General features: G+C 72.4%; 24 protein-coding genes. 15 read left to right on the forward strand and 9 right to left on the reverse strand.

Annotated features, from left to right (window positions below):
- Window positions 1–161: 161 nt before the first annotated feature.
- Together EDD29_RS13880 and EDD29_RS13885 are read left to right on the forward strand one after the other, a co-directional pair.
- Window positions 162–851 (forward strand): molybdopterin-dependent oxidoreductase, encoded by a 690-nt coding sequence (locus tag EDD29_RS13880; RefSeq protein WP_211359709.1) that lies wholly within the window; start codon window positions 162–164, stop codon window positions 849–851.
- Entirely contained in the window at window positions 835–1,476 is a 642-nt protein-coding gene (locus EDD29_RS13885) for a cytochrome b/b6 domain-containing protein (protein ID WP_123664801.1), read from the forward strand. The genes EDD29_RS13880 and EDD29_RS13885 overlap by 17 nt, the downstream gene beginning before the upstream one ends.
- A gap of 90 nt (window positions 1,477–1,566) precedes the next feature.
- On the opposite strand, the gene EDD29_RS13890 is transcribed toward EDD29_RS13885, so the two are convergent.
- The 4 genes from EDD29_RS13890 to EDD29_RS13905 are packed head-to-tail and all read right to left on the reverse strand — an operon-like array spanning window position 1,567 to window position 5,334.
- Window positions 1,567–2,538, reverse strand: a complete 972-nt coding sequence (locus EDD29_RS13890; RefSeq protein ID WP_123664802.1) for a DUF2889 domain-containing protein — start codon at window positions 2,536–2,538, stop codon at window positions 1,567–1,569.
- Window positions 2,535–3,476 (reverse strand): PDR/VanB family oxidoreductase, encoded by a 942-nt coding sequence (locus EDD29_RS13895; protein WP_123664803.1) that lies wholly within the window; start codon window positions 3,474–3,476, stop codon window positions 2,535–2,537. The genes EDD29_RS13890 and EDD29_RS13895 overlap by 4 nt, the downstream gene beginning before the upstream one ends.
- Complete coding sequence (locus tag EDD29_RS13900; protein WP_123664804.1) at window positions 3,473–4,513, reverse strand: LLM class F420-dependent oxidoreductase; 1,041 nt, start codon at window positions 4,511–4,513, stop codon at window positions 3,473–3,475. The genes EDD29_RS13895 and EDD29_RS13900 overlap by 4 nt, the downstream gene beginning before the upstream one ends.
- Window positions 4,514–4,524: 11 nt before the next feature.
- On the reverse strand, window positions 4,525–5,334 hold the full coding sequence (locus EDD29_RS13905; protein WP_123664805.1) for an enoyl-CoA hydratase/isomerase family protein: 810 nt from the start codon (window positions 5,332–5,334) through the stop codon (window positions 4,525–4,527).
- 141 nt (window positions 5,335–5,475) lie between these two features.
- On the opposite strand from EDD29_RS13905, the gene EDD29_RS13910 reads away from it, so the two are divergent.
- Window positions 5,476–6,123, forward strand: coding sequence for a TetR family transcriptional regulator (locus EDD29_RS13910; protein ID WP_123664806.1), 648 nt, complete (start codon window positions 5,476–5,478; stop codon window positions 6,121–6,123).
- On the opposite strand, the gene EDD29_RS13915 is transcribed toward EDD29_RS13910, so the two are convergent.
- A complete protein-coding gene (locus EDD29_RS13915) occupies window positions 6,120–7,274 on the reverse strand; it encodes an aromatic ring-hydroxylating oxygenase subunit alpha (protein WP_123664807.1) in 1,155 nt (384 codons plus the stop codon). The two genes, EDD29_RS13910 and EDD29_RS13915, sit on opposite strands and share 4 nt — an antisense overlap.
- An 80-nt stretch (window positions 7,275–7,354) precedes the next feature.
- Between EDD29_RS13915 and EDD29_RS13920 the strand changes: the two genes are divergently transcribed.
- The 5 genes from EDD29_RS13920 (at window position 7,355) to EDD29_RS13940 (ending at window position 11,423) form a co-directional block, all read left to right on the forward strand.
- On the forward strand, window positions 7,355–7,957 hold the full coding sequence (locus EDD29_RS13920; protein WP_123664808.1) for a TetR/AcrR family transcriptional regulator: 603 nt from the start codon (window positions 7,355–7,357) through the stop codon (window positions 7,955–7,957).
- 97 nt (window positions 7,958–8,054) lie between these two features.
- Window positions 8,055–8,375: a hypothetical protein gene (locus EDD29_RS13925; RefSeq protein WP_123664809.1), complete on the forward strand. Its 321-nt coding sequence runs from the start codon at window positions 8,055–8,057 to the stop codon at window positions 8,373–8,375.
- Window positions 8,372–8,797, forward strand: coding sequence for a Zn-ribbon domain-containing OB-fold protein (locus EDD29_RS13930; RefSeq protein ID WP_123664810.1), 426 nt, complete (start codon window positions 8,372–8,374; stop codon window positions 8,795–8,797). Before EDD29_RS13925 ends, EDD29_RS13930 begins: the two co-directional genes overlap by 4 nt.
- Entirely contained in the window at window positions 8,794–9,978 is a 1,185-nt protein-coding gene (locus tag EDD29_RS13935) for a thiolase C-terminal domain-containing protein (RefSeq protein WP_123664811.1), read from the forward strand. Before EDD29_RS13930 ends, EDD29_RS13935 begins: the two co-directional genes overlap by 4 nt.
- Complete coding sequence (locus EDD29_RS13940; protein ID WP_342774433.1) at window positions 9,975–11,423, forward strand: aldehyde dehydrogenase; 1,449 nt, start codon at window positions 9,975–9,977, stop codon at window positions 11,421–11,423. The genes EDD29_RS13935 and EDD29_RS13940 overlap by 4 nt, the downstream gene beginning before the upstream one ends.
- A 98-nt stretch (window positions 11,424–11,521) precedes the next feature.
- Here the strand turns inward: EDD29_RS13940 and EDD29_RS13945 are convergent, their stop codons facing one another.
- Window positions 11,522–12,736 carry an MFS transporter gene (locus EDD29_RS13945; RefSeq protein WP_211359710.1) on the reverse strand — a complete coding sequence of 405 codons (1,215 nt, stop codon included), beginning with the start codon at window positions 12,734–12,736 and terminating at the stop codon, window positions 11,522–11,524.
- 325 nt (window positions 12,737–13,061) lie between these two features.
- On the opposite strand from EDD29_RS13945, the gene EDD29_RS13950 reads away from it, so the two are divergent.
- Entirely contained in the window at window positions 13,062–13,982 is a 921-nt protein-coding gene (locus EDD29_RS13950) for an ADP-ribosylglycohydrolase family protein (RefSeq protein ID WP_123664813.1), read from the forward strand.
- A 158-nt stretch (window positions 13,983–14,140) separates the two neighbouring features.
- On the opposite strand, the gene EDD29_RS13955 is transcribed toward EDD29_RS13950, so the two are convergent.
- On the reverse strand, window positions 14,141–14,683 hold the full coding sequence (locus EDD29_RS13955) for a dihydrofolate reductase family protein (RefSeq protein ID WP_123664814.1): 543 nt from the start codon (window positions 14,681–14,683) through the stop codon (window positions 14,141–14,143).
- Between the two features lie 99 nt (window positions 14,684–14,782).
- Window positions 14,783–15,205 carry a winged helix-turn-helix transcriptional regulator gene (locus EDD29_RS13960; RefSeq protein ID WP_123664815.1) on the reverse strand — a complete coding sequence of 141 codons (423 nt, stop codon included), beginning with the start codon at window positions 15,203–15,205 and terminating at the stop codon, window positions 14,783–14,785.
- Window positions 15,206–15,337: 132 nt separating this feature from the next.
- Here EDD29_RS13960 and EDD29_RS13965 point away from each other — a divergent pair, with 132 nt between their 5' ends.
- Window positions 15,338–16,210 (forward strand): aldo/keto reductase family oxidoreductase, encoded by an 873-nt coding sequence (locus tag EDD29_RS13965; protein WP_123664816.1) that lies wholly within the window; start codon window positions 15,338–15,340, stop codon window positions 16,208–16,210.
- A gap of 60 nt (window positions 16,211–16,270) precedes the next feature.
- On the opposite strand, the gene EDD29_RS13970 is transcribed toward EDD29_RS13965, so the two are convergent.
- The gene (locus EDD29_RS13970) at window positions 16,271–17,107 is read right to left on the reverse strand and encodes a helix-turn-helix domain-containing protein (protein WP_123664817.1); all 837 of its coding nucleotides are present in this window, start codon (window positions 17,105–17,107) and stop codon (window positions 16,271–16,273) included.
- Window positions 17,108–17,209: 102 nt separating this feature from the next.
- On the opposite strand from EDD29_RS13970, the gene EDD29_RS13975 reads away from it, so the two are divergent.
- From EDD29_RS13975 to EDD29_RS13995, 5 genes are all read left to right on the forward strand, one after another.
- Window positions 17,210–17,932 carry an SDR family oxidoreductase gene (locus EDD29_RS13975; RefSeq protein WP_123664818.1) on the forward strand — a complete coding sequence of 241 codons (723 nt, stop codon included), beginning with the start codon at window positions 17,210–17,212 and terminating at the stop codon, window positions 17,930–17,932.
- An 8-nt stretch (window positions 17,933–17,940) separates the two neighbouring features.
- On the forward strand, window positions 17,941–18,309 hold the full coding sequence (locus EDD29_RS13980) for a hypothetical protein (RefSeq protein WP_123664819.1): 369 nt from the start codon (window positions 17,941–17,943) through the stop codon (window positions 18,307–18,309).
- 184 nt (window positions 18,310–18,493) lie between these two features.
- On the forward strand, window positions 18,494–19,684 hold the full coding sequence (locus EDD29_RS13985; RefSeq protein ID WP_148085951.1) for an FG-GAP repeat domain-containing protein: 1,191 nt from the start codon (window positions 18,494–18,496) through the stop codon (window positions 19,682–19,684).
- A 308-nt stretch (window positions 19,685–19,992) separates the two neighbouring features.
- Window positions 19,993–21,246, forward strand: a complete 1,254-nt coding sequence (locus EDD29_RS13990) for a helix-turn-helix domain-containing protein (RefSeq protein ID WP_483902882.1) — start codon at window positions 19,993–19,995, stop codon at window positions 21,244–21,246.
- 229 nt (window positions 21,247–21,475) lie between these two features.
- The gene (locus EDD29_RS13995; protein ID WP_123664822.1) at window positions 21,476–22,111 is read left to right on the forward strand and encodes a DUF4232 domain-containing protein; all 636 of its coding nucleotides are present in this window, start codon (window positions 21,476–21,478) and stop codon (window positions 22,109–22,111) included.

Genomic DNA, 22,111 nt, shown 5'->3' on the forward strand with positions numbered 1-22,111 from the left:
ACGGCCGTCGCGATCCGTCCACGAGTGGATCTTCCACCTACCTCCATTCGGCCTCCCCAACCCGTCCGTTGGAGGGCGCCGAGGTCGTCCGGGCACGTTGGCGGCCCGGCCCTTCGTCGGTGCGGGTTGGCGTTTGGGCTGGAGCCTGGTGGAATGGGCCCGTGGACGAGGTCGAGGGCGCGCCCGTCGGACGGCGGGTCGTGCTCGGGATGCTGGGTCTGGGGGCGCTGGGCGTCGCCCTGGGCTCGAGGGCGCAGGACAAAGTCGGCGACGTGCTCGCGCCGATCTCCGGGATCATCCCCGCGGCGGGCGGATTCCGCTACTACACGGTGACCTCGTCCGTTCCGGAGGAGACCGCGCAGACCTACCGGCTCGAGGTGTCCGGCCGGGTCGCCAAGAAGCGGACGCTGACCATGGCGGATCTCGCCGCGCTGCCCCAGACCTCCCTGACCCGCGATTTCCAGTGCGTCACCGGCTGGCGCGTGAAGGACGTCGCGTGGAGCGGCGTCGCGCTGCCCGATCTCCTGGACGCCTGCGGCGCCGACCCGAAGGCCGCCGCGATCACCTTCACCTCCTTCGACGGCGTCTACACCGAGTCCCTGACGATGGAGCAGGCCCGCCGGCGCGACATGCTGGTGGCCACTTCGATGCTCGGCGGCCCGGTCACGCACGACCACGGCGGCCCCGTCCGGCTGTTCACGGCGCCGATGTACGGCTACAAGTCGCTCAAGTGGCTCGGCGGCATCGAGGTGGTCGACGAGGTCGAGCCCGGCTACTGGGAGCTGCGCGGCTACGACGTGGACGCCTGGGTGGGCCGATCGAACGGACGGACAGATGCGCCGACTTCCTAGGTTCGGCCGCGCCGAACGCGCCGTCCACCACGTGACGGCCCTGCTGATGTTCGTCTGCCTGATCACCGCGGCGCTGCTGTACTTCCCCGCGCTCGCCGAGCGCGTCGGCCAGCGCGATCTGCTCAAGCCCGTCCACGTCTGGGCGGGTTTCCTGCTTCCGGTCCCGATCCTCCTCGGCCTGCTCGCCAAGGCGTTCCGTTCGGACCTGCGGCGTCTCAACCGGTTCGTCCCGGCCGACTGGGCGTGGCTGCGCAGCCGGGACCGCAGGGCCGTCCGCGACGGCCTGGGCGTCATCCCGATCGGCAAGTTCAACCCCGGCCAGAAACTCAACGCGGCCTTCACCGCGGGCGCGATCCTGGTCATGCTCGGCACCGGCGCGATCCTGACCTTCCCCGACCCGTGGCCCGACGGCTGGCGCACCGGCGCGACCTTCGTCCACGACTGGCTCTTCCTCGCCATCGCCGTCATCGCCACCGGCCACCTCTGGTACGCCCTCCGCGACCGCGACGCCCTCACCGGCATGGCCATCGGCACCGTCCCCCCGTCCTGGGCCGCCGAACACCACCCCACCTGGTACCGCGAACTGACCGACGACGACCAGACCCCGGCCGAGCCTCGGTCCTGACCCGGCTCGTCCTTCGCACCGGTGATCCAGCCGATCCTCGGCACCGGCGGCCACGTCCGCGCCAGGACGTCCACGGTGACCGTCCGCCGGTCAGAGATGGACGAGGAGCGCCGGGACGTCAGAGAGGCCGCGGAGGGCGTCGTTGAGGTGGGTGCAGCCGGCGACGCCGGGGAGGGCGCGGTGGACGGTTCCGGCGAGGTCGGCCAGAGGCAGGCCGAGTAGGCGGGGGAGCGTGCCGACGGCCAAGGGGCATTCGGTGTAGGGGAGAATGCGGGGTTCGGCGGAGAGGGTGCGTAGGACGAGCGTCGAGGGATCGGCAGTGGCGCGGACCCGGTACTCGTGGACGGCGACGCGGCCGCCTTCGGGGATCGTGGTGCTGTCCTGGAACATCGCGTCGATCATGACGGCGTCGGCGGTGCGCGTCACGTCGAGGCGGCGGGCGCGCCGGGCGGCGGGGACCTCGTGGTCGGGCAGGGCATGCCAGGCCCACGGGTCGGCGTGCGCCGAGAGCGCAGCGACGGGTCGCTGGTTGGCGAGCTGGAGGGCGGGCGCCTCGGGGGTGAGGGCGCTCGATCCCGGCTGGAAGCCGGTGCAGACGCCCGTCATCGGCAGCGGGTCGGTGACCAGCCCGGACGACGGGTCGGGCAGCCACCGCGACCGGGCCATCGGCGCGACGAGTGAGGCACCGCCCAGGTCGTCCAGGAGGAGGTGCAGGGGGGTGCGCGCGGTCCGCTCGGCCGGAAGGGCCTGGCCGACGAGCGCGCGCAGGCCGCCGCCCGCTCTGCCGCCGACGAGTCCGGCGAGCCCGGCCCGTGCGGGATCCGCCGCGATCGCGGTGATCGTCCGGCTTCCGGGCGCGAACCGGACGGTCAGCGCGTCCTCCGCGACGACCTTCGGCCCCTCCTCCTCGAAGGTGCGCAGATCCCGTGCCCGTCCCCGGGTGAGCATGGGCCCGTCGAACCCCCCGGGCCAGGTCGTGTCCAGGGTCGAAGTCCGCCGGACCGACCCGGCCACGCGCGCGGGGGCGGGCCCGAGCGGGCCGAGGACGGTGGGCGCGCTCACAGGTCGAGCACCAGCTTCGCCGACCGGGCCCGCGAGACGCACGGGAAGATGACGTCCCCGGCGGCCTGCTCGTCCTCGGTGAGCAGCGAGTCCCGGTGGTCGGGCGTCCCGCCGAGCACGGTCGTCTCACACGATCCGCAGGTGCCCTCCCGGCAGGAGAAGGACGGCGCCGTCCCTTCCCGCTCCAGCGCCTCCAGCAGGGTCTCGCCCGCGCCGACGGTGATGGTCCGCCCGGCCCGCGCGAGCTCCACCTCGAAGGAGCCGTCCGGCCCGTCGAGGACGATCTCGCGGGGCGTGAACCGCTCGGTGTGCAGGTCGAGCAGCGGGAACCGGGAGCAGGCCGCCTCGAGCGCGCCGAGCAGTGGCTCAGGACCACAGGCGTAGACGGCGGTCCCTTCCGCGGCTTCGGCCAGCGCCGCGTCCAGATCGAGCAGCCCGTGCGCGTCTTGCGGCCGCAGCGCGACCCGCTCGCCTCCCAGGGCGACGAGTTCGTCCGCGAACGCCATCGAAGCCCGGGTACGCCCTCCGTAGAGCAGCCGCCAAGGCAGGCCGCGCCCTTCGACCTCCCGGATCATCGGCAGCAGCGGTGTGATCCCGATGCCGCCCGCCACGAACAGGTACCCGGGCGCCTCCACGAGCGGGAAGGCGTTGCGCGGCCCGTCTATCTCCAGGGTCCCGCCGACCTCAAGCGCGCGGTGGACGTGCAGGGAACCTCCGCGCCCGTCGGGCTGCGCGAGCACCGCGACCCGCAGCGACCCCCGGTCGGCGGGATCCCCGCACAGCGAGTACTGCCGGACGAGCCCGGGCCCGAGCAGCAGGTCGAGGTGCGCGCCCGGCGTCCACTCCGGCGCGCCGCCGGAGGGCCGCAGCGTCAGCAGGCAGACCCCGTCGGCGACCTGCTCCTTCCCGGTGATCTCGGCCTTCAGCGCCGTGCTCATCGGCCCGCCGCCGTCTCCACGAGCCGCGCGCACAGCTCGGCGCGCGGCCAGCCGCCGAGGACGAGCGTGGTCAGGCAGGTGCCGAGCCAGCGGGCCTTGAGGTCGTCGCAGATCTTCTCGGCCGGGCCGACCAGCGCGACGTCCTCCACCATCGCGGTCGGCACGGCGTCGGCGGCCTCCTGCTTGCGGCCCGCGAGGTAGAGGTCCTGGATGCGGGCGCACTCTTCGCCCCAGCCCATCCGCTCGAACACGTCGAGGTGGAAGTTCGTGCCCTTGGCGCCCATACCGCCGACGTACAGCGCGATCGTAGGCTTCAACTTGGCTGCCGCGGCCTCCACGTCCTCGCCTTCGACGGCCCAGACGACGCCCGCCACCTCGAAGTCCTCCGCGCCGCGCCGCGCCCCGGGCCGGGCGAACCCTTCGGCCAGCGCCGCCCGGTAGAAGTCGTCGCTCTTGGGCGAGAACCACAGCGGGATCCACCCGTCCGCGATCTCCGCGGCCAGCGCGACGTTCTTCGGCCCCTCGGCCCCGAGATGGACGGGGACGTCGCGCCGCACCGGGTGCACGGTCGAGCGCAGCGGCTTCCCGAGCCCGGCGCCGCCCTGGTAGGGCAGCCGGTAGTGCTTCCCCTCGAACCTGACGGGCTCCTCGCGCGCCCAGACCCGGCGCATGATCTCCACGTACTCGCGGGTGCGCTCCAGCGGCCGGGGATAGGGCTGCCCGTACCACCCTTCGACGACCTGGGGCCCGGACGCGCCGATGCCGAGCACCATCCGGCCGCCGCTCAGGTGGTCGACGGTCTGCGCGGCCATCGCGAGGGCCGTCGGGGTGCGGGCCGACATCTGGCAGACCGCGGTGCCGAGGCGCATCCGCCCCGTCCTGGCGCCCCACCACGACAGCGGCGCGATGGCGTCGGACCCGTAGGTCTCGGCGGTCCAGAAGCTCTCCACGCCGGCCTCCTCGGCGGCGGCCAGGCGGCCGTCGACGTCGCGGGGCGGGCGGGAGGTCCAGTAGCCGGCGGCGATTCCGATCTTCACGGGGGTGCCTCTCAGTGGTTGCGGTAGACCGGCGGGCGCTTCTCCAGGAAGGACGCGACGGCCTCCCTGTGGTCCCTGGTCAGCGCGCTAAGGATCTGGGTGCGGTTCTCCAGCGCGATCGCCGAAGGCAGCGAGGCGGTCTCCAGGTTCGCCCACAGGACGTCCTTGGTCATCCACACGCCGAAAGGGGAGTGCTCCGCGATCGCGGCCGCCTTGGCGAGCGCCGCGGGGAGCAGTTCGCCGGGCGCGTGGACGGACGAGGCGAGCCCGATCTCCAGCGCCTCGGCGGCGTCGACGCGGCGGCCGGTGAGCATGATGTCGGCGGCCCGGGAGAACCCGGCGATCCGCGGGAGCAGCCAGCTCAGCCCGACGTCGCAGGCCGACTGGCCGCGCTTGATGAACGACGCCTCGAAGGCCGCGCCGTCGGCCATGAGCCGCAGGTCGGCGGCCAAGGCGAGGGACATGCCTCCGCCGTAGGCGGGCCCGTTGACGGCGGCGATGATCGGCGCCCGGGTCTCCCGGAACGCGGCGGTCAGGGAGGCTATGTGCTCCTGGACCCGCATCCCCGCCTGGACCCTGCCCTCACCGTCGGACGCGCCGGGCGGCACGCCGTACCCCTTGAGGTCGATGCCCGCGCAGAACGCCCGGCCCTCACCGGTCAGGACGATCGCGCGGACCGAGGCGTCCTCGCGGACCCCGCCGAGGAGGCCGTGCAGCTCCTCGACGAGCTCGGCGTTGAGCGTGTTGAGCGACGCCGCCTTGTCCAGGCGGATCAGCAGGACCCCGGGGGAGGGTTCTTCGGTGCTGATGAACTGGTTCATTTTCGGCCTTTCTCTACCGCTCCCGCGCTGCTCGGAGCGGCCCACTTATCCTAAAGGCTTTAGATTTAAATCTCAAGGGAGTAGGTAACCGATGGGCCGTAAGGCCCTGGTGCGGACCGGGTGATCGGCTAGGATTCGGGCATGCCACGTCCCCGTCAGCCGCTCATCAGCCGGACCGGCGCGGTGGCCGCGGCGATCGAGATCATCGACACCGAGGGCCTCGAAGCGCTCAGCCTCCCGCGCCTCGCCCGGCACATGAACGTCCGGGCGCCCTCGCTGTACCACCACTTCGCCGACAAGTCCGCGATCCTCGCCGCGGTCTCCGCCGCCGTGGTCGCCGAGACCGTCGTGCCCCGCAAGCCCGACCCCGAGCGGTGGGTCGAGTGGTTCGTCCAGCTCAGCCTCAACCTGCGCCGGGCCGTGCTGCGGCACCGCAACGCCGCGCCGCTGCTGCTCTCCTACCCGCCGCGCGACATGCTGACCGACCTCTACGAGGACGCCGCCAGGTACCTCGCGGCCTGCGGCGTCCCGGCCGAGGTGCACGTCCAGATCCTCGACAGCATGGACACCCTGACGCTCGGCGCCTGCATCTCCGAGGCGGTCAAGCCCGCCGCCGCCCGCCGGGCGATCTTCCCCGTCGACGCCGAACGTCAGCCCGTCCTGGCCGAGGCGATGGCCGCGAACACCTTCACCCAGGCCAGGCTGTACGAGGAGATGATCCGCAGCTTCCTGCACGGCGTGATCCACTTCGCCGCGGAACGCCGGGCGCAGGCCGAGGCCGCGTCCTAGCGGGTGAGCTTCGCGACGTCCTCGGCCAGCACCGTGTGGAACATCTGGCCCGGCAGTTCGTTGCGGCCGTAGACGAGTTCGCCGACCCCGCCGGTCGCGATGTTGCCGGTGATCGTCCCGGCCACGTGCCAGTCCTCGTCGAGGAGGGTCTTCATCAGCAGCTCCCAGTTCTTGTCGAAGAACCTGACCTGCCTTTCGGTCTCGGGCTTCGCCGGGGAAAGGAGCCGGATCGTGGTGCGGCTCCGGTTCGGATCGTCCGGGTGCGGGGTGATCGTCCAGATCTCGAAGTGGTTCGGCTCGGTCACGAGCATCGTGCCGGGGTAGATCGTGTAGTTCGCCAGGGTGTAGTCGCGGACGTCCACCTCGTCCGGGTCCTTGCCGCGGATCTGCTCCAGCGTCTTGCGGGCGACGACCAGCCGCCAGGACTTGCCGTGCGGGTCGAGCGCGTAGATGTTGCCGTGCAGCAGCGGGCAGACGGTCGTGGTGTGCAGCTGGCACAGGTGGTAGCTGTCCTGGACGCCGTCCACGACGACCTTCCAGTTCATGTCGAGATCGAACGTCTCGAACCTGTGCTGGTGAGACGCGCCGATCCCGGTCTGCTCGAGCTCGCCGTCGTGCTTGTCGCCGAGGATCGCCCTGACGTCGAGGTCCTCGCCCGCCGTCGGGATCACCCAGACAAGGCTGTGCCTGACCTCGCAGGGGAACTCGACGAGCCCGAACTCGGCCTTGTCCAGGCCCGGGAAGTCCTCGGCGTGCGGCATCGCGCGCAGCTCCCCGCCGCGTCCGTAGGCCCAGTTGTGGTACGGACAGCTGAAGATCCGCTTGCAGCCCTTCTCGGCGAACTCCACCCGGGCGCCCCGGTGCCGGCAGACGTTCGAGAACGCCTTGACCGACCCGTCGTTCTGCCGGACGACCAGCAGCGGGGTGCCGATCAGCTCGGTGGTGAGGAAGTCGCCGGGATTCGGCAGCTCGTCGGTGTGCGCGACGATGTGCGGATGCCTGCGGACCACCTCGACCTCGCGTTTCGCCAGTTCGGGGTCGTTGAAGGCGCCGAACGGGACCCGCATGAGGCCGTCGGCGTAGTCGGTCGTCCCGTTGTCCACATGGGCCAGCAGGCGGCTGGTCAGCGAGAGCTTCTCCGTGCGATCCATGGCCGCAACTTATAGACAAAGTTCGTCATCTGTCTATAAGTCTCTTCTGTGGATCATCGGAGATCGGTATCGTGACCGGTATGAGCAGGTCCACCCGCACCCGGCTGCGCGGCGCAGAGCTGGAGGAGGCCATCCTCCGGGCCGCCGAGTCGTGCTTCGCGCGCTTCGGCATCGCCAAGACGACGATGGACGACGTCGCGCGGGCCGCCGAGGTCGCGCGGGCGACCGTCTACCGGTACTTCCCTGATCGCGAGGCGCTGGTGCTGGCGTCGGTGCGGCGGCGGGCGCGGCTGAACATCGAGCCCGCGCGGGCGCACATCGCCAAGTTCGACACGTTCGCGGAGAAACTGGTCGAGGGGATCTGCCACAACGTCCGGCGGGGCCGCCGCGACCCGATGGTCGACCGGCTCGTCTCTCCGGAGGAGATGGCGCTGGCGTCGTCCCTGCTCGGCGACACCGGCATCGCGGTGGAGCTGACGCACGCGCTGTGGGCGCCGATCCTGGTCGCGGCCCGGGAGTCGGGCGAGCTGCGCGCGGACGTCGAGCCGCTGGAGCTGTCGGAGTGGATCTCCCATCTGGAGATCATGTTCATCGGCCAGTTCGGCCGCGACGAGGCGTCCTTCGCCCGGTTCCGGGCGATGATCGAGAAGTTCCTGGTGCCCGCCGTCGTCGCGGCGCCCTGAGCATCCGTGCAGGTCGGAGCCGGAATCCCGGGTCCGGTCTTGCCGTCATAAACCTAATGGCTTTAGTCTTAGGAACCCCCGAGGAAGGAGCGCCACGATGGCTGAGAACGAGGTGGCGGAGTTCCGCGCCCGGTATGAGCGGCACACGCAGTTCGTCCTGGACGGAGATCTGAAGTCGGCCCTCGCGGACATGGTCCAGGAGAACCTGCCGAAGGTCTTCGAGGGGGTGCGGACCCCGGGCAAGGGTGTCAGCGCGCGGCGGATCGTGGACGTCCGCAGGGAGGGCGACACCTGGATCGGGGACACCGTCTACACGACCCCCGAGGGCCTGATCGGGCTCCGGTCGATCTGGGAACTGCGCGACGGGGTGTGGCTCGCCGCGGCGCTGGCGAACTTCCCCGTCCCGGAGGAGGCGTGAGCGCGCCGGCCGTCGAGATCCCCTGCGGCCCGGCCGCCGACGGGCTCGACACGCCTTACTGGGAGGGGCTTCGCGCGGGTGAGCTGCGGGTCCAGCGGTGCGCGGACTGCCGCGCCTGGCTGTGGGGGCCCCGGCACATCTGCCCGCACTGCCACGGCTTCGACCTGGGCTTCGAGCCCGTGGAGATGACCGGGACGGTCTACTCCTGGTGCCGTACGCATCATCCGTACATGGCGGAGTACGCGCATCTCGTGCCTTATGTCTCGGTCGTCGTGGAGCTGCCGCAGGCCGACGGGGTCCGGCTGCTCGGGCTCCTCGACGGCGACTCCGTCGCGATCGGGGACCGGGTGACCGGGTTCCTCGAACGGCCGGAGAACGCCGCGTGGCCGCTGCTGCGCTGGCGGATTGGAGAAGGCGCATGAGAACCTCCCCGATGCGGGGCGCGGCGGCCGTCGTCGGCGTCGCCGACCTGCACTACAAGCGTGGCCAGGCCCCTGCGGGGGAGCACCGGATGGCCCTGGAGGCGATCCTGGCGGCCTGCCGCGACGCGGGCGTCTCACCCCGTGACGTCGACGGGTTCGTGTCCTATGCCGGGGGAGACCTCTCCGGCCCGGTCCTGGGCGCCGACCTCGGGATCCACGAGCTGCGCTGGTCGTCCATGGTCTGGGGCGGGGGCGGCGGAGGCGCGGCGGCCGCGATCACGACGGCGGCGGCCGCCATCGCGACCGGCCAGGCCGAGTGCGTCGTCGCCTACCGGACGATGGCCCAGGTCGACACCGGCCGCCTCGGCTACGCCCGCTACTTCTACGACAACCACTACCTCGCGCACGGCGTCGGCGCCCCCGCCCAGGTCTGCGCGCTGCGCACCCGGCGGATGCTGGAGCACGACGGCGTACCGGCCGAGACCCAGCGCGCGCTTGTCCTCGCGGCGTATCACCACGCGCAGAGCAACCCCACCGCCGCCGGATACGGCAAGCCCCTGGACGCCGACGCCTACGCCGCGTCCCGCCCGATCGTCGACCCGTTCCGGCTGTTCGACTGCTCGCGGGAGAGCGACGGGGCCGTCGCGCTCATCCTCGTCTCGGCGGAGCGGGCCCGGGAACTGCGTGCCGACCCCGCGTTCGTGCTGGCCGGAGCCCAGGGCGCGCCGGGCGGGTACTCCTCGCTGACCGAGAACGACGACGCCTACGCCACCGCCGGTTTCGGCGGACGCCCGGACTGCCGGGGCGTCGCAGGACGGCTCTTCGACGCGGCGGGGATCAAGCCCGGCGACGTCGACGTGGTCCAGGTGTACGAGAACTTCAGCGGCTCGGCCGTCGCGTCGCTCATCGACCACGGGCTCGCCCCGTCCGGGCCTGCGGCGGGGGAGGTCCTCACCTTCGAGAACCTCATCGCCCAAGGCGGGAAGCTGCCCGTCAACACGAGCGGCGGGAACATCGCCGACGCGTTCGTCAACGGGATGGGCCTGGCCGTCGAGGCCGTCAAGCAGATCCGCGGCACGTCACCGAACCAGGTGACCGGGGCGCGGACCTCCCTGTTCGCGGGCGGCCCGATGGCCCCGCTCGTCAGCTCGGTGCTGTTCGCCCACGAGGACGTGCTGTGACCGAAGGGAACACGATGGACCGAGACACCCTGTACATCGGCGGCGCGTGGACGGCTCCGCGCGGCGGCGCCGTCGACGTCGTCGAGGCGTCCACCGGCGAGGTCTTCGCCCGCGCGGGGCTCGCCGGGACCGCCGACATCGACGACGCCGTCGCCGCCGCCCGCGGCGCGCTCGAGGGGGCGTGGGGCGCCCTCGACGCCCCCGCCCGCGCCGACCTCATCGACCGCTTCGCCCGGGAGCTGAAGAGCCGGGGCCGCGCGACCTCTGCCCTGGTGAGCCGCGAGAACGGCATGCCGATCACCCTGTCGGCCGGGGCCAACGGCTTCGCCGCCGCCGGGATCATCGCCTACTACGCGCGGTTGCTGCGCGACCTGGAGTCCGAAGACGTCAGGGCGAGCGTCTTCGGCGGCCGGACGATCGTGACGCGCGGCCCCGTCGGGGTCGTCGCCGCGATCACCCCCTGGAACTACCCGCAGGCCCTCGCCGCGATGAAGCTCGGCCCGGCGCTGGCCGCGGGCTGCACGGTCGTCCTGAAGCCGCCGCCCGAGACCGCCCTGGACGCCTACGCGTTCGCCGAGGCCGCCGAAGCCGCCGGCCTGCCCGCGGGCGTGCTCAACGTGGTCCCCGCCGACCGCGAGGCGGGCGCCCACCTGGTGGCCCACCCCGGCGTCGACAAGGTCGCCTTCACGGGCTCGACCCCGGCGGGCCGGTCCATCGGCGAGGTGGGCGGCCGCCTGCTACGGCCGGTCACCCTGGAGCTGGGCGGTAAGTCGGCCTCCCTCATCGCCGAAGACGCCGACCTGGACCTCTTCGCCGCCAAGCTCCTCGAGGTCTCCCTGCCCAACAACGGGCAGACCTGCCACGCCTGCACGCGCATCCTCGCCCCCCGCTCCCGGTACGCCGAGGTGGTCGAGGCCGTGACGGAGACGGTCCGCGGCCTGCGGATCGGCGACCCGCTGGACAAGTCCACCGAGATCGGGCCCCTGGTCAGCAGGGCCCAGCAGACCCGGGTCCTCGGCCACATCGAAGAGGGCAGGCGCAGCGAGGCCCGCCTCACCACGGGCGGCGCGGCCCCGGACGGCCCCGGCTGGTACGTCGAGCCGACGGTCTTCGCCGACGTCGCCAACACCGACCGGATCGCCCGGGAGGAGATCTTCGGCCCCGTCCTCGCCGTCATCCCCTACACGACCGAAGACGAGGCGGTGGCCATCGCCAACGACTCCGACTACGGCCTCGGCGGCACGATCTGGACCACCGACGAGTCCCACGGCATCGACCTCGCCCACCGCATCGAAACGGGCTCCGTCGGTATCAACCACTACGCCCTGGACTTCTCCTCTCCCTTCGGCGGCGTCAAGTCCAGCGGCCTGGGTCGCGAACTGGGCCCCGAAGGCCTCACCCCCTACCTCCAGACCAAGTCCATCTACCTGTCCTCCCGCCTGTAGCCGAAACTCATGACGCCCCGGTGCCCGCGTGACGGACGCCGGGGCGTCTCGCGCCGGCCCGCGGCGCGCACGGCGCGCCGCTTCGGCGCAGGTGAGGGCTACGGGTGGGCGGACTGCGCGGGCGCGGTTCGGGCGCGGAACGAGAGGGCGGCGTAGGTGAGCGCGGCGGCCAACTGGGTCGCGGCGGCGGTCAGGAGGGCCAGGGGGAGGGAGCGGGTGGCGAGGGGGCCGGCGAGAGCGGCGCCTCCGGCGAAGCCGGTGATCTTGAGGCTGGCGCCGGTGGTGAAGATCTGGCTGAGGAGGTGGGCGGGCGCCTCGCGGTGGCGGACGGCGAAGAGGGAGGTGAGCTGGGGGCCTTCGCCGAGTCCCGCGACCACGGCGGCGGCGATGAGGGCGGCAGGGTGGACGGTCGCGGCGAGGAGCAGGGCGGCGGCGAGGACGAGGGTGCTGACCCAAAGGACGGTGTCCGGGCGCATCAGGGCGGGCCACCGGGAGAGGGCGAAGTTGGCGGCCAGTGCCGAGGCGGCGAGGACGGACAGGAGGAACGCCCCGTGGTCGGCCGAGCCGAAGGCGCGGGCGCCCAGGAGGGGCACGCAGGCGACCAGGATGCCCTGCCCCGCGCAGGAGACGACCGTGGTCGCCGTCGCGCGGGCCAGCGGCCGGGTGCGGACGATGGCGCGGACTCCGGCGGCGACGTCGGCGCGGACGGTGGACGAGGAGGGCGGGCGTGGCGGCGGCGAGGGCAGCACCAGCGCCGACGGCAGCGCGAGGCAGATCAGCACGACCGCGACGACCACCGCCGCCGACGCCCCGGCCGTCCCCGCCACGGCCCCAGCGAGTGCGGGCCCGGCGAGACTCGCCACGTTGAACGTCATCGCGTCGAGCGCGGTCGCGCGCGGCAGCCCCGCGCGCGGCACGGAGTGCGGCAACTGCGAGGTCCATCCGCCCGACAGCGCGGGACCCAGCAGCCCGGCGCCGAGCGCGACGAGCACGCTCGCCCACACCGGAACCCGTCCCAGGCTCACCAGGATGACCGTGAGCGCCCCCGCGTAGACCGCGAACGCCATGGCCAGCAGCCGCCCCGGCCGCGCCGCCCGATCGAGCAGCGCCCCGAAGACCGGCCCGCCGACCGCCGCCGAGACCGTGATGCCCGCCAACAGCGACGACGCGGACGCGACCGACCCGGTGGCCGCGAGCCCCGCCAGCAGCAGCGCGGGCCCCGACATCGCATCCCCGGTCCGCGCGGCGACCGCCCCAGGAACATAAGACCACAACGCATACCGCTTACTCACTCGCAGGACGCTACCGGTCATCACCCCCAAAAACGACGCCCCGACCGCACGCACGGACAGCGGTGTCCGTGCCCGGCACCCGGCCCCTGGTCCCGGCCGCCACCGTGCCGGGATCAGGGGCCGATCTTCTCCCTCGACGGACGGGAGCGGCCGTGCGTGAAGTGCGAGGATCGGCCGTGGCCTCAAGCGCTCCCTCGCTGACCGTGGTCGGCGGCGACGGCTACCGCCCCGCCCTCCCGGAAATCCTCGCCTTCGCCACGGCCCCGGCCTGACCGTCCGGCACGCTCACTGCCCGCCCGGCTGCGACCTTCCCGGGCGGGTGGGCGCCGCTGGGTACGCTGGCCCGATGGGCATTGATCGTCGTGGGGGTGCGTGGCGGGCGCTGGGCGGGGTGGCGGCGGGGGACGCGCTGGGGTCGCAGTTCTTCGTGCCGGAGCATCGGGGGGCGTTCGAGCGGCGGGAACCGCCGGAGGGTCCCTGGCAGTGGACCGATGACACGGAGATGGCCTGCGGGGTCGTTCGAGTGCTCGAGGCGGCCGGGCGGGTCGACCAGGACCTCCTGGCCCGGGTGTTCGCAGAACGCCATGATTTCGACCGGGGATACGGGCCGGGGACCAACCGTCTGCTGCGCCTGGTGCGGGAGGGCGGGGACTGGCGGAAGCTCGTCCGGGAAGGCTTCGGCGGCCAGGGGTCCTGGGGGAACGGGGCGGCGATGCGGGTCGCGCCGCTCGGCGCGTGGTTCGCCGATGATCTCGGGACCGCGGCGGAGCAGGCGGTGCTGTCCGCGGAGGTGACGCACGCGCATCCCGAGGGCGTCGCCGGGGCGGTGGCCGTCGCCGTGGCGGCCGGTGTCGCCGCGGGCACGGACCGGCTCTCGCCGGGGCGGTTCCTCGACGCGGTCCTGGAGCACGTGCCCGGAGGCAGGGTCCGGGAGGGCGTCGAGGAGGCTCGGCGGCTGCTCACGATCGCGGACGCCGCGACGGCCGCGGCGGTCCTCGGCAACGGGCGCCAGGTGGCGGCGCACGACACGGTGCCCTTCTGCCTGTGGGCCGCCGCCCGCCACCTCGACGACTTCGAGGCGGGCTTCTGGGCGACGGCGTCGGCCGGTGGCGACGTCGACACCACCTGCGCGATCGTCGGCGGCGTCATCGCCGCGCGGCCGGGGGGCGAGGTTCCCGCGCGCTGGCTGCCGCGCATCGAGGAACTGCCCGAGTGGGTTCGGGCTCCGCTCCGCGATCGGGAGGAGGTGCCGGACGGAACCGCGTGACGAGGCCGAGCGGGTGCTGCGCGCGTGGAACGCGCTCGAGGTGGCGCGGGGTGCGGGCCCGATCATCGATTTCGACGGTGCGCCGAGCGCCGACCCCGTGGAGCCCGCTCACGACCGGTCGGGGGGCTACCGGCGGCCCCGGCCGCTGAGGGCCGCGCCTACCGCCGCACGCGGAAGCGGAGCGTCGTGACGGCGCCCGACTGGGTGTTGCTGAAAGGCTCCAGCTCGATCCTGCCGAGGCCCGGGGGCGAGAAGCGGACACCGTCACCGAGGAGCACCGGCAGGACGTACACGAGGATCTCGTCGACGAGCCCGCGCCGCAGGCACTGGGCGGCCAGGTCGGCGCCGAGGATCTCCAGGTTCTTGCCGCCCGCCGCGTCGCGCGCCGTGGCGACGGCTTCCTCAAGCGCACAGGTGAGGAACGTGACGGAAGGGTCCGGCTCGGCAGGAGGCCTGTGCGTGAGGACGAACTGCGGTCCCCCGTCGTAGGCGGCGCCCTGATCGGACATGCGCTTGGCGACCTCGTACGTGCCCCGGCCGACGAGCATCGCGCCCGTGGCCGCCATGACCTCCGGCACCGCGTCCGCGGTCAGGTGGTCGGCGATCCAGTCCATCGAGTGGCCGGGACCGGCGATGAAGCCGTCCAGCGACATCGCCCTGTTCACGACCACTTTGCCGACGCCGACGCGCACATCACTCATCTGTCTCTCCACGGCTCAGGGAGGCCCGAGGCCGAGCATAGTTCGACGGGAGAGGCGGGCACCACCGTCGCCAGGCCCCCGCCGGTCGGCGCGGGCGGTTCAAGTGGTGCGGGTGTCGTGGGTCGCGCGGTTGGCGAGCACCTCGTCCATGTGCGTCTCGGCCCAGGTCTTGAGGCCGCGCATCATCTGATGGAGGGAGAGGCCGAGGTCGGTCAGCGCATAGGAGACGGTGACGGGTACGGTCGGCGTCGCGGTGCGGGTGAGGAGACCGTCCCGCTCCAGGGAGCGCAGGGTCTGCGTGAGCATCTTCTGGCTGACGCCGGCCAGCGTGCGGGACAACTCCGAGAAGCGCATCGACCGGGGCGCGTCGGCGCAGCCGTCGCCGCCCAGCGCGGCCAGGATCAAAGTGACCCATTTATCGGAGATCCGGTCGAGCAGCTTGCGGCTCGGACATGCCGCCAGGAAGGCGTCGTACTCCGCCTTGGCCCGTGCTCTCTTCTCGGCCGCCGTCGTCGTCGCCATCGATCGCTCCTTCCACGTGGGTGACCTACGCACTTTCAGGTGCCTGCTTCCCGTTGGGAAGTCACCTGCCCATACTGGGGGAAAGATCGGTCGGACACCATCTTCCCAGCTCACGAGGGTAGGCAGACTTCCATGAGTACGCTCTCCGCGCCGCTTCCCGGCGGCACCTGGACACTCGGCGACCTGACCGTCACCCGGTTCGGCTACGGTGCCATGCAGCTCGCCGGCCCCGGGGTCATGGGCCCGCCCGCCGACCACGACGGCGCACTCGCCGTCCTCCGCGAGGTCGTCGACCTCGGCATCACCCATCTCGACACCAGTGACGCCTACGGGCCGCACCTCACCAACCGGCTGATCCGTGAGGCGCTGCACCCGTACCCCGCATCGCTGCGCATCGTCACCAAGGTCGGCGCGACCCGGGACCGGCAGGGCGGCTGGCCCACGGCCCGGGCGCCGGAAGACCTGCGCCGGTCCGTCCACGAGAACCTCGAGAATCTCGGCGTCGAGGTGCTCGACGTGGTCAATCTGCGCCTCGGGGACGCTCAGGGGACCCAGGCCGGCTCGCTCGCCGAGCCGTTCGAAGCGCTCGTCGAACTCCAGCGGCAGGGCCTGATCCGGCATCTCGGAGTGAGCAACGCGACGGCCGAGCAGGTCGCCGAGGCGCAGGCGATCGCGCCGATCGTGTGCGTGCAGAACATGTACAACCTCGCGTACCGCCGGGACGACGAGCTGATCGACGCGCTCGCCGAAGACGGCGTCGCCTACGTGCCCTTCTTCCCGCTCGGCGGCTTCAGCCCACTGCAGTCCTCGGCGCTCTCGAGCGTGGCCGCCCGCCTGTCCACGACGCCGATGTCCGTCGCCCTGGCCTGGCTCTTGCAGCGGTCGCCGAACATCCTGCTCATTCCCGGCACCTCGTCGGCGGCGCACCTGCGCGAGAACGTCGCCGGAGCGGGGGTCCCGCTCACCGGGGCGGAACTCGCCGAGCTGGACGAGATCGGCCGTTAGCAGGGCCCGGACGTCACTCGCCCCTCCCGCCCGAGCCCGACACCCGAGGAACCGGATGCCTCACACCTGCTGGAGCCCGATCACCCGCAGCATGTCGAGCATCGTCGCCCCGGGGGATCCCGGCTCGGCCGAGTACACGAGCACGGTCTGGTGGCCGTCCGGGAGCAGCATGACGTCGCAGTCGAGCGAGAACGTGCCCAGGCCGGGGTGCCTGACGCTCTTGGTCGCAGTACGCCATTGGGAGGAGCGCCCTTCCCGCCAGAGCTCGTCGAACCGGGTGCTGCCGCGACGCAGTTCCGCGATCATCCGGGTCAGGTCGGGGTCGCCCGGGTACCGGGCCTGTGCGGCGCGCAGCGTGCCGATCGAGGCGCGGGCGGCCGCGTCGTCCTCGTCGGGGCCCGCGGCGACCTGGCAGCGGCTGCTGCCGAGGAAACGCTGCCAGATGAGGTTGCGCCGTCGCCGCGGCCACGCGGACATGTCGCCCTGCAGCGCCGCCGCGAGGGGGTTCCAGGCCAGCACGTCGCCCTTCGCCGACAGCACCAGCACGGGCAGATCCGCCATGCGGTCCAGCAGCCGGAGCACGCTCGGCTGGACGACCATCGCGATGCGCCCGGCCTGCGGCGGTTCGTGGTCGGCGAGCCGGAACAGCAGGTCGCGGTCGTCGTCGTCGAGCCGCAGGGCCTGCGCCAGCGCGGCGATGACCTGACCGGAGGGCCGCGGTCCGCGCCCCTGCTCGAGCCGGACGATGTAGTCGACGCTCACGCCCGCGAGCAGGGCCAGTTCCTCGCGGCGCAGACCCGGCACCTGGCGGCGTGTTCCCGCCGGCAGCCCGACGTCCTGTGGTCGGACACGGGCTCGGGCGGTGCGGAGGATTTCGGCGAGTCCGGCGCGGTTCACCGTTCCATCATGCCCGCAGACCGGGCAGGCCGGGTGGTACCGCGGGTCCTAGGCCTCGGCGGTCCTGGCGGGCCTTGGGCGGTCGACCCGAGGATCGGTGCCATGACGGAGACGAAGACGGTGGCCCTGGTCACCGGAGCGAACAAGGGGCTGGGCCGGGAGACCGTGCGCCGCCTGGCCGGCGAGGGATGGCGGGTCTTCCTGGCCGCGCGGGACCGGGAGCGCGGCGTCCGCGCGGCCGACGAGCTGGCGGGCGCGGGGCTCGCAGTGGAGTTCGTCGAGCTCGACGTGACCTCGGACGAGTCCGTGGCGGCGGCCGCGAAGGCCGTCGCCGAGCGCGTGGAGCGCCTGGACGTCCTGGTCAACAACGCCGGAGTGGGCGGCCCGATGCTGGATCCGGCCGACATGGACGCCGACGCGCTCCGGGTGCTGTACGAGGTGAACGTGTTCGGTCAGGTGCGGGTCACCCACGCGTTCCTGCCGTTGCTCCGGAAGTCGGCACAGCCCCGCGTCGTCATGGTCTCCAGCGGTCTCGCCTCGCTGACGCACGCCGGTGATCCGGCCCGCCCCGAGCACGGCTTTCTGAGCCTGGACTACGCCTCGTCGAAGGCGGCGCTCAACATGGTCGTCTCCCAGTACGCCCGGGCGCTGCCCGGGTTCCAGGTCAACGCCGCCGATCCGGGCAACCCGGCCACCGACATGAACCATCACACGGGTGTCCACACGGTCGAGGAGGGCGCCTCGGCGATCATCAGGCTGGCCACCTTGGACGCCGGTGGGCCGACGGGAGGCTTCTTCGGCAGCGACGGCCCGGTTCCATGGTAGGAGTGAACATGACCAAGATCCTGACGATCGGGCTGCATCCGAGCACGATCGACTACACCGGACATCCCGGACTTGACGCGGCGACGCTCACCGCACGGATCGAGCGGGGCGACGCGGCCGTGCGGGCGGCGGGCTTCGACGCGGTGTCCTGCCTGGTCGGCACCGACCCGGACGAGGCTGAGAAGGCCGTCCGCGAACGGCTGTCCGAGGGGCCCTTCGAGGTGGCCATGATCGGGGGAGGCGTGCGCATGGCCCCCGAGCGCACCCTTCTGTTCGAACGGCTGATCAACGTACTGGCGGCGACGAATCCCGGAATCCGGTTCTGTTTCAACACCTCGCCGGAGACGACGATCGACGCCCTTCGCCGCTGGGTCTGACCCGCGGGGCGCAGGCTCCGGCATGCATCGCGCATGCCGGAGCGGCCGCGCCATCGGCACGCCTCCCACGGTCGCGCCACGGGCTGTCGCAGGCTGAATTCTCGGGATATTCGGTCGAGTCGGCGAACTTTTCGTGTCGTACAGGCATCTCACTCGCAACATCCGTGATCGAGAGGTCGCCACCGTGAAGACCGTCGCCCTTCCCTCGCTCGCCGCCTTGGCTCTCACGGCGGCGCTGATCCCCGGATCCGCCGCGCAGGCCCGACCGCACCCCGCGCGGCCGGGCGACTACGACGGCGACGGACGCCGCGACATCGCGGTGACCCTCGAGCGGGCCAAGGGGCAGAAGTCCGCGATCCTCGTGTACTCCGGCGGCGCCAAGAGGGTCTCGCGCAATCCCGACGTCATCCGGCGGCCCAACGCGACGGGTCACTTCACCGCCCTGGCGACCGGCGACTTCGACGGCGACGGCTACGCGGACCTGGCCGGCCTGCTCGAACGGGAGCCCGTGCCGGGCGACGTCCAGGGCGGTCTGGTCGTCTACGCGGGCTCGCGCAAGGGCCTGGGCAAGAAGGCCAGGACCCTGCTGCCCTGGGGCGCGGCCGAGCGCGTCGCCCCCGTCGCCGCCGACTTCAACGGTGACGGCTACGCCGACGTGGCCGTCCGGGTCCCGATGGGGGTCCTGGTCTTCAAGGGCGGCGCCAAGGGCCTCGACGCCGACCGCTACAAGATCCTCAAGGGCGTGACGGGGCGGCTCGCGGCGGGTGACGTGAGCGGCGACAAGCTCGCCGAACTCGTGGCGGTCGGCGCCCGGGCCGTGACCTTCCGGAGCAAGAAGGGGTACTGGCCGGATCCGTCCCGGTCCTGGACCTCGGACGGGTTCCAGGACGGCGAGGGCCCGGCGCACCTCGCCGACATCACCGGCGACGGCCGCGCCGACCTGGTCGCCACCCGGCTGACGGGTCCGGGCACCGGCCATGTCGACGTGCGCCTGGGCACCGGCCGGGGCTTCGGCCTGCCGCTCGCGCCGATCCCCTTCACCGGGTCGGTGACCGTCGGCGACGTCACCGGCGACGGCCGCGCCGACGTGGTCGTCGCGCCCGACTCCCGGACCCTCCGCGTGATCCGCGGCACCCGCAAGGGTCTCGACACCGCCCACGCCAGGACCATCAAGACGTCCGCGTTCGGCGCGAAGGAGATCGACGCACAGGACATGGTGGTCCAGAACCCGGTCGGCGGCCCCGCCAAGGAGCTCCTCATCCCCGACAGCGCGGCCCCGAACCTCTGGGTCGTCCCCGTCACCCGCCCCAAGACCGCCCAGAAACTCCCGGTCCCCCTCTCCGGCCTCCTCGGCCAGGGAACCGCCCGCCCCTGACGCCGAAGACCGGTGTCGACGCCATCGAGCACGGCGCCGTCGGCATGGGTCACCGAGCCGGGCCTGCGTGCGGCGTGCAGCGGGAAACCCCCGGCCCCCGCACGACGGCCGCGGATACCGGCCCGTCAGGATTGTTGACCACGGTCAAGAAAACCGGCATGCTTCAGACTCGCTAAGCATCTTCCCAAATAATGAGATCGCCACTTCGCATTCGCGAGAAGAGGATTCTTACGGGTGACCGCCTTCACGACCACCTAGCCGGCGATCCCCCAGGCGAGAGGCCGGCCGGACACCGTCGAGGACCTGACATGCCGGAGCATCATGTTCCCCCCACCCCGGACGCACCATGCGCCCTGCCGTCGAGCATCGTGGAAAAGGTCATCCGTCCCCAGCTGGCGTCCCTCGCCGTCGACGTCATCGCGGCGATGGGCGAGCAGGTCCCCGGACTCGGCGAGCTGCTCGGAAGGCAGGCCGGGCAAGGCGCTCGGCAGAACTTCGTGGACGTCTTCGAAGAGTGCGTCGAGGGCGCGATCTCAGGCGGGCCGGACGCGCAGGGCCAGGCCCGCAGGATCCACCGGGCCTTCGTGACGCAGGTCTTCCTGGCGGGCCACACGCTGGGCACGCTGCTGGCCGCCTGCCAGGTCGCCGCCCGTGTCGTGTGGAACCGGCTGTCGGTGGCCGGACAGGAGACCGGCGCCGCACCCACCGACATGTACCTGCTGGCCAGAGTCATGTTCGACCGCCTGGAACACCTGTCGGCGGTGTCCACGGAGATCTTCGAGCGGCTCGGGGAAGATCCCCTCAACGTCATGAAGGAGAGACGCCTCGCCCTGATCAAGGCCCTGGTCGGAGAGGGGGTCTCCGACGGGCGCCCGGTGCCGGACCTGGCAAGGGAGGCGGCCTGGCGCCTGCCCGAGACCCTGGCCTGCGTCGCGCTCGGGCCCAGGCCGGGGGACGCCCGCACGCTCTTCGGCCTGACGCCGGACGTCCTGCTCGACGTGGAGCGCCCCGACCCTTACCTCTTGGTGCCCGCGCCGGATCTCCCCGGGCGAAAGGCGATGTTCGAGCAGTGCCTCGGCGGGATCACCCACGCCCTCGGCCCTTCCGTGCCGTACACCGACGGGGCGGTGTCCCTGAGACTGGCCCGCCGCGCCCTCGTCCTGGCCGACGAGGGCATGATCCAGCCCGACGGGGACTGCATCCGCTGCGACGACCATCTGGCCACGCTGCACCTTCTCGCCGACGACGACTGCGCACGGCTCCTGGTCGACAGGACGCTCAACGCGTTCGCCGACGTCTCCGACAAACGGCTCACCCCGCTCCTGGAGACACTCCTGGCCTTGCTCACCAGAGGATCATCGGCACCGGAGATAGCCGAACACCTCAACGTCCACCCGCAGACCGTCCGCTACCGGATCCGCCAGATCGAGAACTACTGCGGCATCTCGCTCAACGACCCCCAGTGGCGCATCGAAACCCAGCTCGCCCTGCGCATCTGGCGACTCCACCGCACCCGCGAACAACGACGGACCACCACGCCCACGAACCCGAACAGAACCTGAGCGCACGCAATGAGCGGATCAAGCGCCCACGTGAGCGTGTCGATCCGTGCCGTCCGTAGGGAGCCGAGGGCGGCCCTCTCCGCGGGCGGCGACCCTGCCGTCGCCGGAACGAACCGCGGGAGGAAGATGGACGAACGGCCACCGCCGCGACCATGCGCCACCGGCGCGGCGAACTCGCGCCGTCGGGTCGGCGCGAGCGGCCGCTGCGCATTCACCTCGGGGGAACGGCATGAAACATCCGCTGCTCGTGTCCGGCACGCTCATCGTGTGCTCCGTGTTGGCCGGCTGTACGGCTCAGGAACCTTCCGAGCCCACCTCTGCGCCGTCAGGGACCTCCGCCGCTTCGGCGCCCGCCATCGGCGGTGCGCCCAGCCCGTCCGGCGCGCCCTCCACGCCTTCCGCCGCCGGTGAAACGCCCTCGGGGCCCGCCACCCCGGCGGCGGGGGAGCGTTGCCACACCTCTGAGCTGAAGGCGTCCATCGGGCCCAACAGCCCCGGCGCCGGCCAGTCGAACTTCGCGCTCGTGCTGACCAACGCCTCCGACCGCACGTGCACGGTCCGCGGCTACCCCGGGCTCGCGTTCGTCAACGGCAAGGGCGAGCAGATCACACCGGATCCCGAACGGGAGCCGAGCGACGTGCGGCGGACCGTGACGCTGGCGCCCGGGGCCGGCGCCTGGTCGGGCCTCACCTACGGCAGTCCGGCGATCTCCGGCGTCACCACGGTGACACCGGAGGCCCTGCTCATCACGCCCCCGGACGAGACGACCTCGATCTCGGTCCCCTGGACCGGCGGCGAGGTCTCCAACACGGGCAAGGCCTCCGTGCCCCGCGTAAGCCCCCTGCGCCCCGGCGACGGCCCCTGA

The organism is Actinocorallia herbida, from assembly GCF_003751225.1.
GTDB classification, from domain to species: domain Bacteria; phylum Actinomycetota; class Actinomycetes; order Streptosporangiales; family Streptosporangiaceae; genus Actinocorallia; species Actinocorallia herbida.

Excerpts from the sequence above, each read along its gene's own strand:
- EDD29_RS13885 (WP_123664801.1), top strand. The coding sequence starts at position 835 with ATGCGCCGACTTCCTAGGTTCGGCCGCGCCGAACGCGCCGTCCACCAC.
- EDD29_RS13895 (WP_123664803.1), bottom strand. The coding sequence starts at position 3,476 with ATGAGCACGGCGCTGAAGGCCGAGATCACCGGGAAGGAGCAGGTCGCC.
- EDD29_RS13905 (WP_123664805.1), bottom strand. The coding sequence starts at position 5,334 with ATGAACCAGTTCATCAGCACCGAAGAACCCTCCCCCGGGGTCCTGCTG.
- EDD29_RS13910 (WP_123664806.1), top strand. The coding sequence starts at position 5,476 with ATGCCACGTCCCCGTCAGCCGCTCATCAGCCGGACCGGCGCGGTGGCC.
- EDD29_RS13915 (WP_123664807.1), bottom strand. The coding sequence starts at position 7,274 with ATGGATCGCACGGAGAAGCTCTCGCTGACCAGCCGCCTGCTGGCCCAT.
- EDD29_RS13920 (WP_123664808.1), top strand. The coding sequence starts at position 7,355 with ATGAGCAGGTCCACCCGCACCCGGCTGCGCGGCGCAGAGCTGGAGGAG.
- EDD29_RS13925 (WP_123664809.1), top strand. The coding sequence starts at position 8,055 with ATGGCTGAGAACGAGGTGGCGGAGTTCCGCGCCCGGTATGAGCGGCAC.
- EDD29_RS13935 (WP_123664811.1), top strand. The coding sequence starts at position 8,794 with ATGAGAACCTCCCCGATGCGGGGCGCGGCGGCCGTCGTCGGCGTCGCC.
- EDD29_RS13945 (WP_211359710.1), bottom strand. The coding sequence starts at position 12,736 with ATGACCGGTAGCGTCCTGCGAGTGAGTAAGCGGTATGCGTTGTGGTCT.
- EDD29_RS13950 (WP_123664813.1), top strand. The coding sequence starts at position 13,062 with ATGGGCATTGATCGTCGTGGGGGTGCGTGGCGGGCGCTGGGCGGGGTG.
- EDD29_RS13955 (WP_123664814.1), bottom strand. The coding sequence starts at position 14,683 with ATGAGTGATGTGCGCGTCGGCGTCGGCAAAGTGGTCGTGAACAGGGCG.
- EDD29_RS13960 (WP_123664815.1), bottom strand. The coding sequence starts at position 15,205 with ATGGCGACGACGACGGCGGCCGAGAAGAGAGCACGGGCCAAGGCGGAG.
- EDD29_RS13965 (WP_123664816.1), top strand. The coding sequence starts at position 15,338 with ATGAGTACGCTCTCCGCGCCGCTTCCCGGCGGCACCTGGACACTCGGC.
- EDD29_RS13975 (WP_123664818.1), top strand. The coding sequence starts at position 17,210 with ATGACGGAGACGAAGACGGTGGCCCTGGTCACCGGAGCGAACAAGGGG.
- EDD29_RS13980 (WP_123664819.1), top strand. The coding sequence starts at position 17,941 with ATGACCAAGATCCTGACGATCGGGCTGCATCCGAGCACGATCGACTAC.
- EDD29_RS13990 (WP_483902882.1), top strand. The coding sequence starts at position 19,993 with ATGCCGGAGCATCATGTTCCCCCCACCCCGGACGCACCATGCGCCCTG.
- EDD29_RS13995 (WP_123664822.1), top strand. The coding sequence starts at position 21,476 with ATGAAACATCCGCTGCTCGTGTCCGGCACGCTCATCGTGTGCTCCGTG.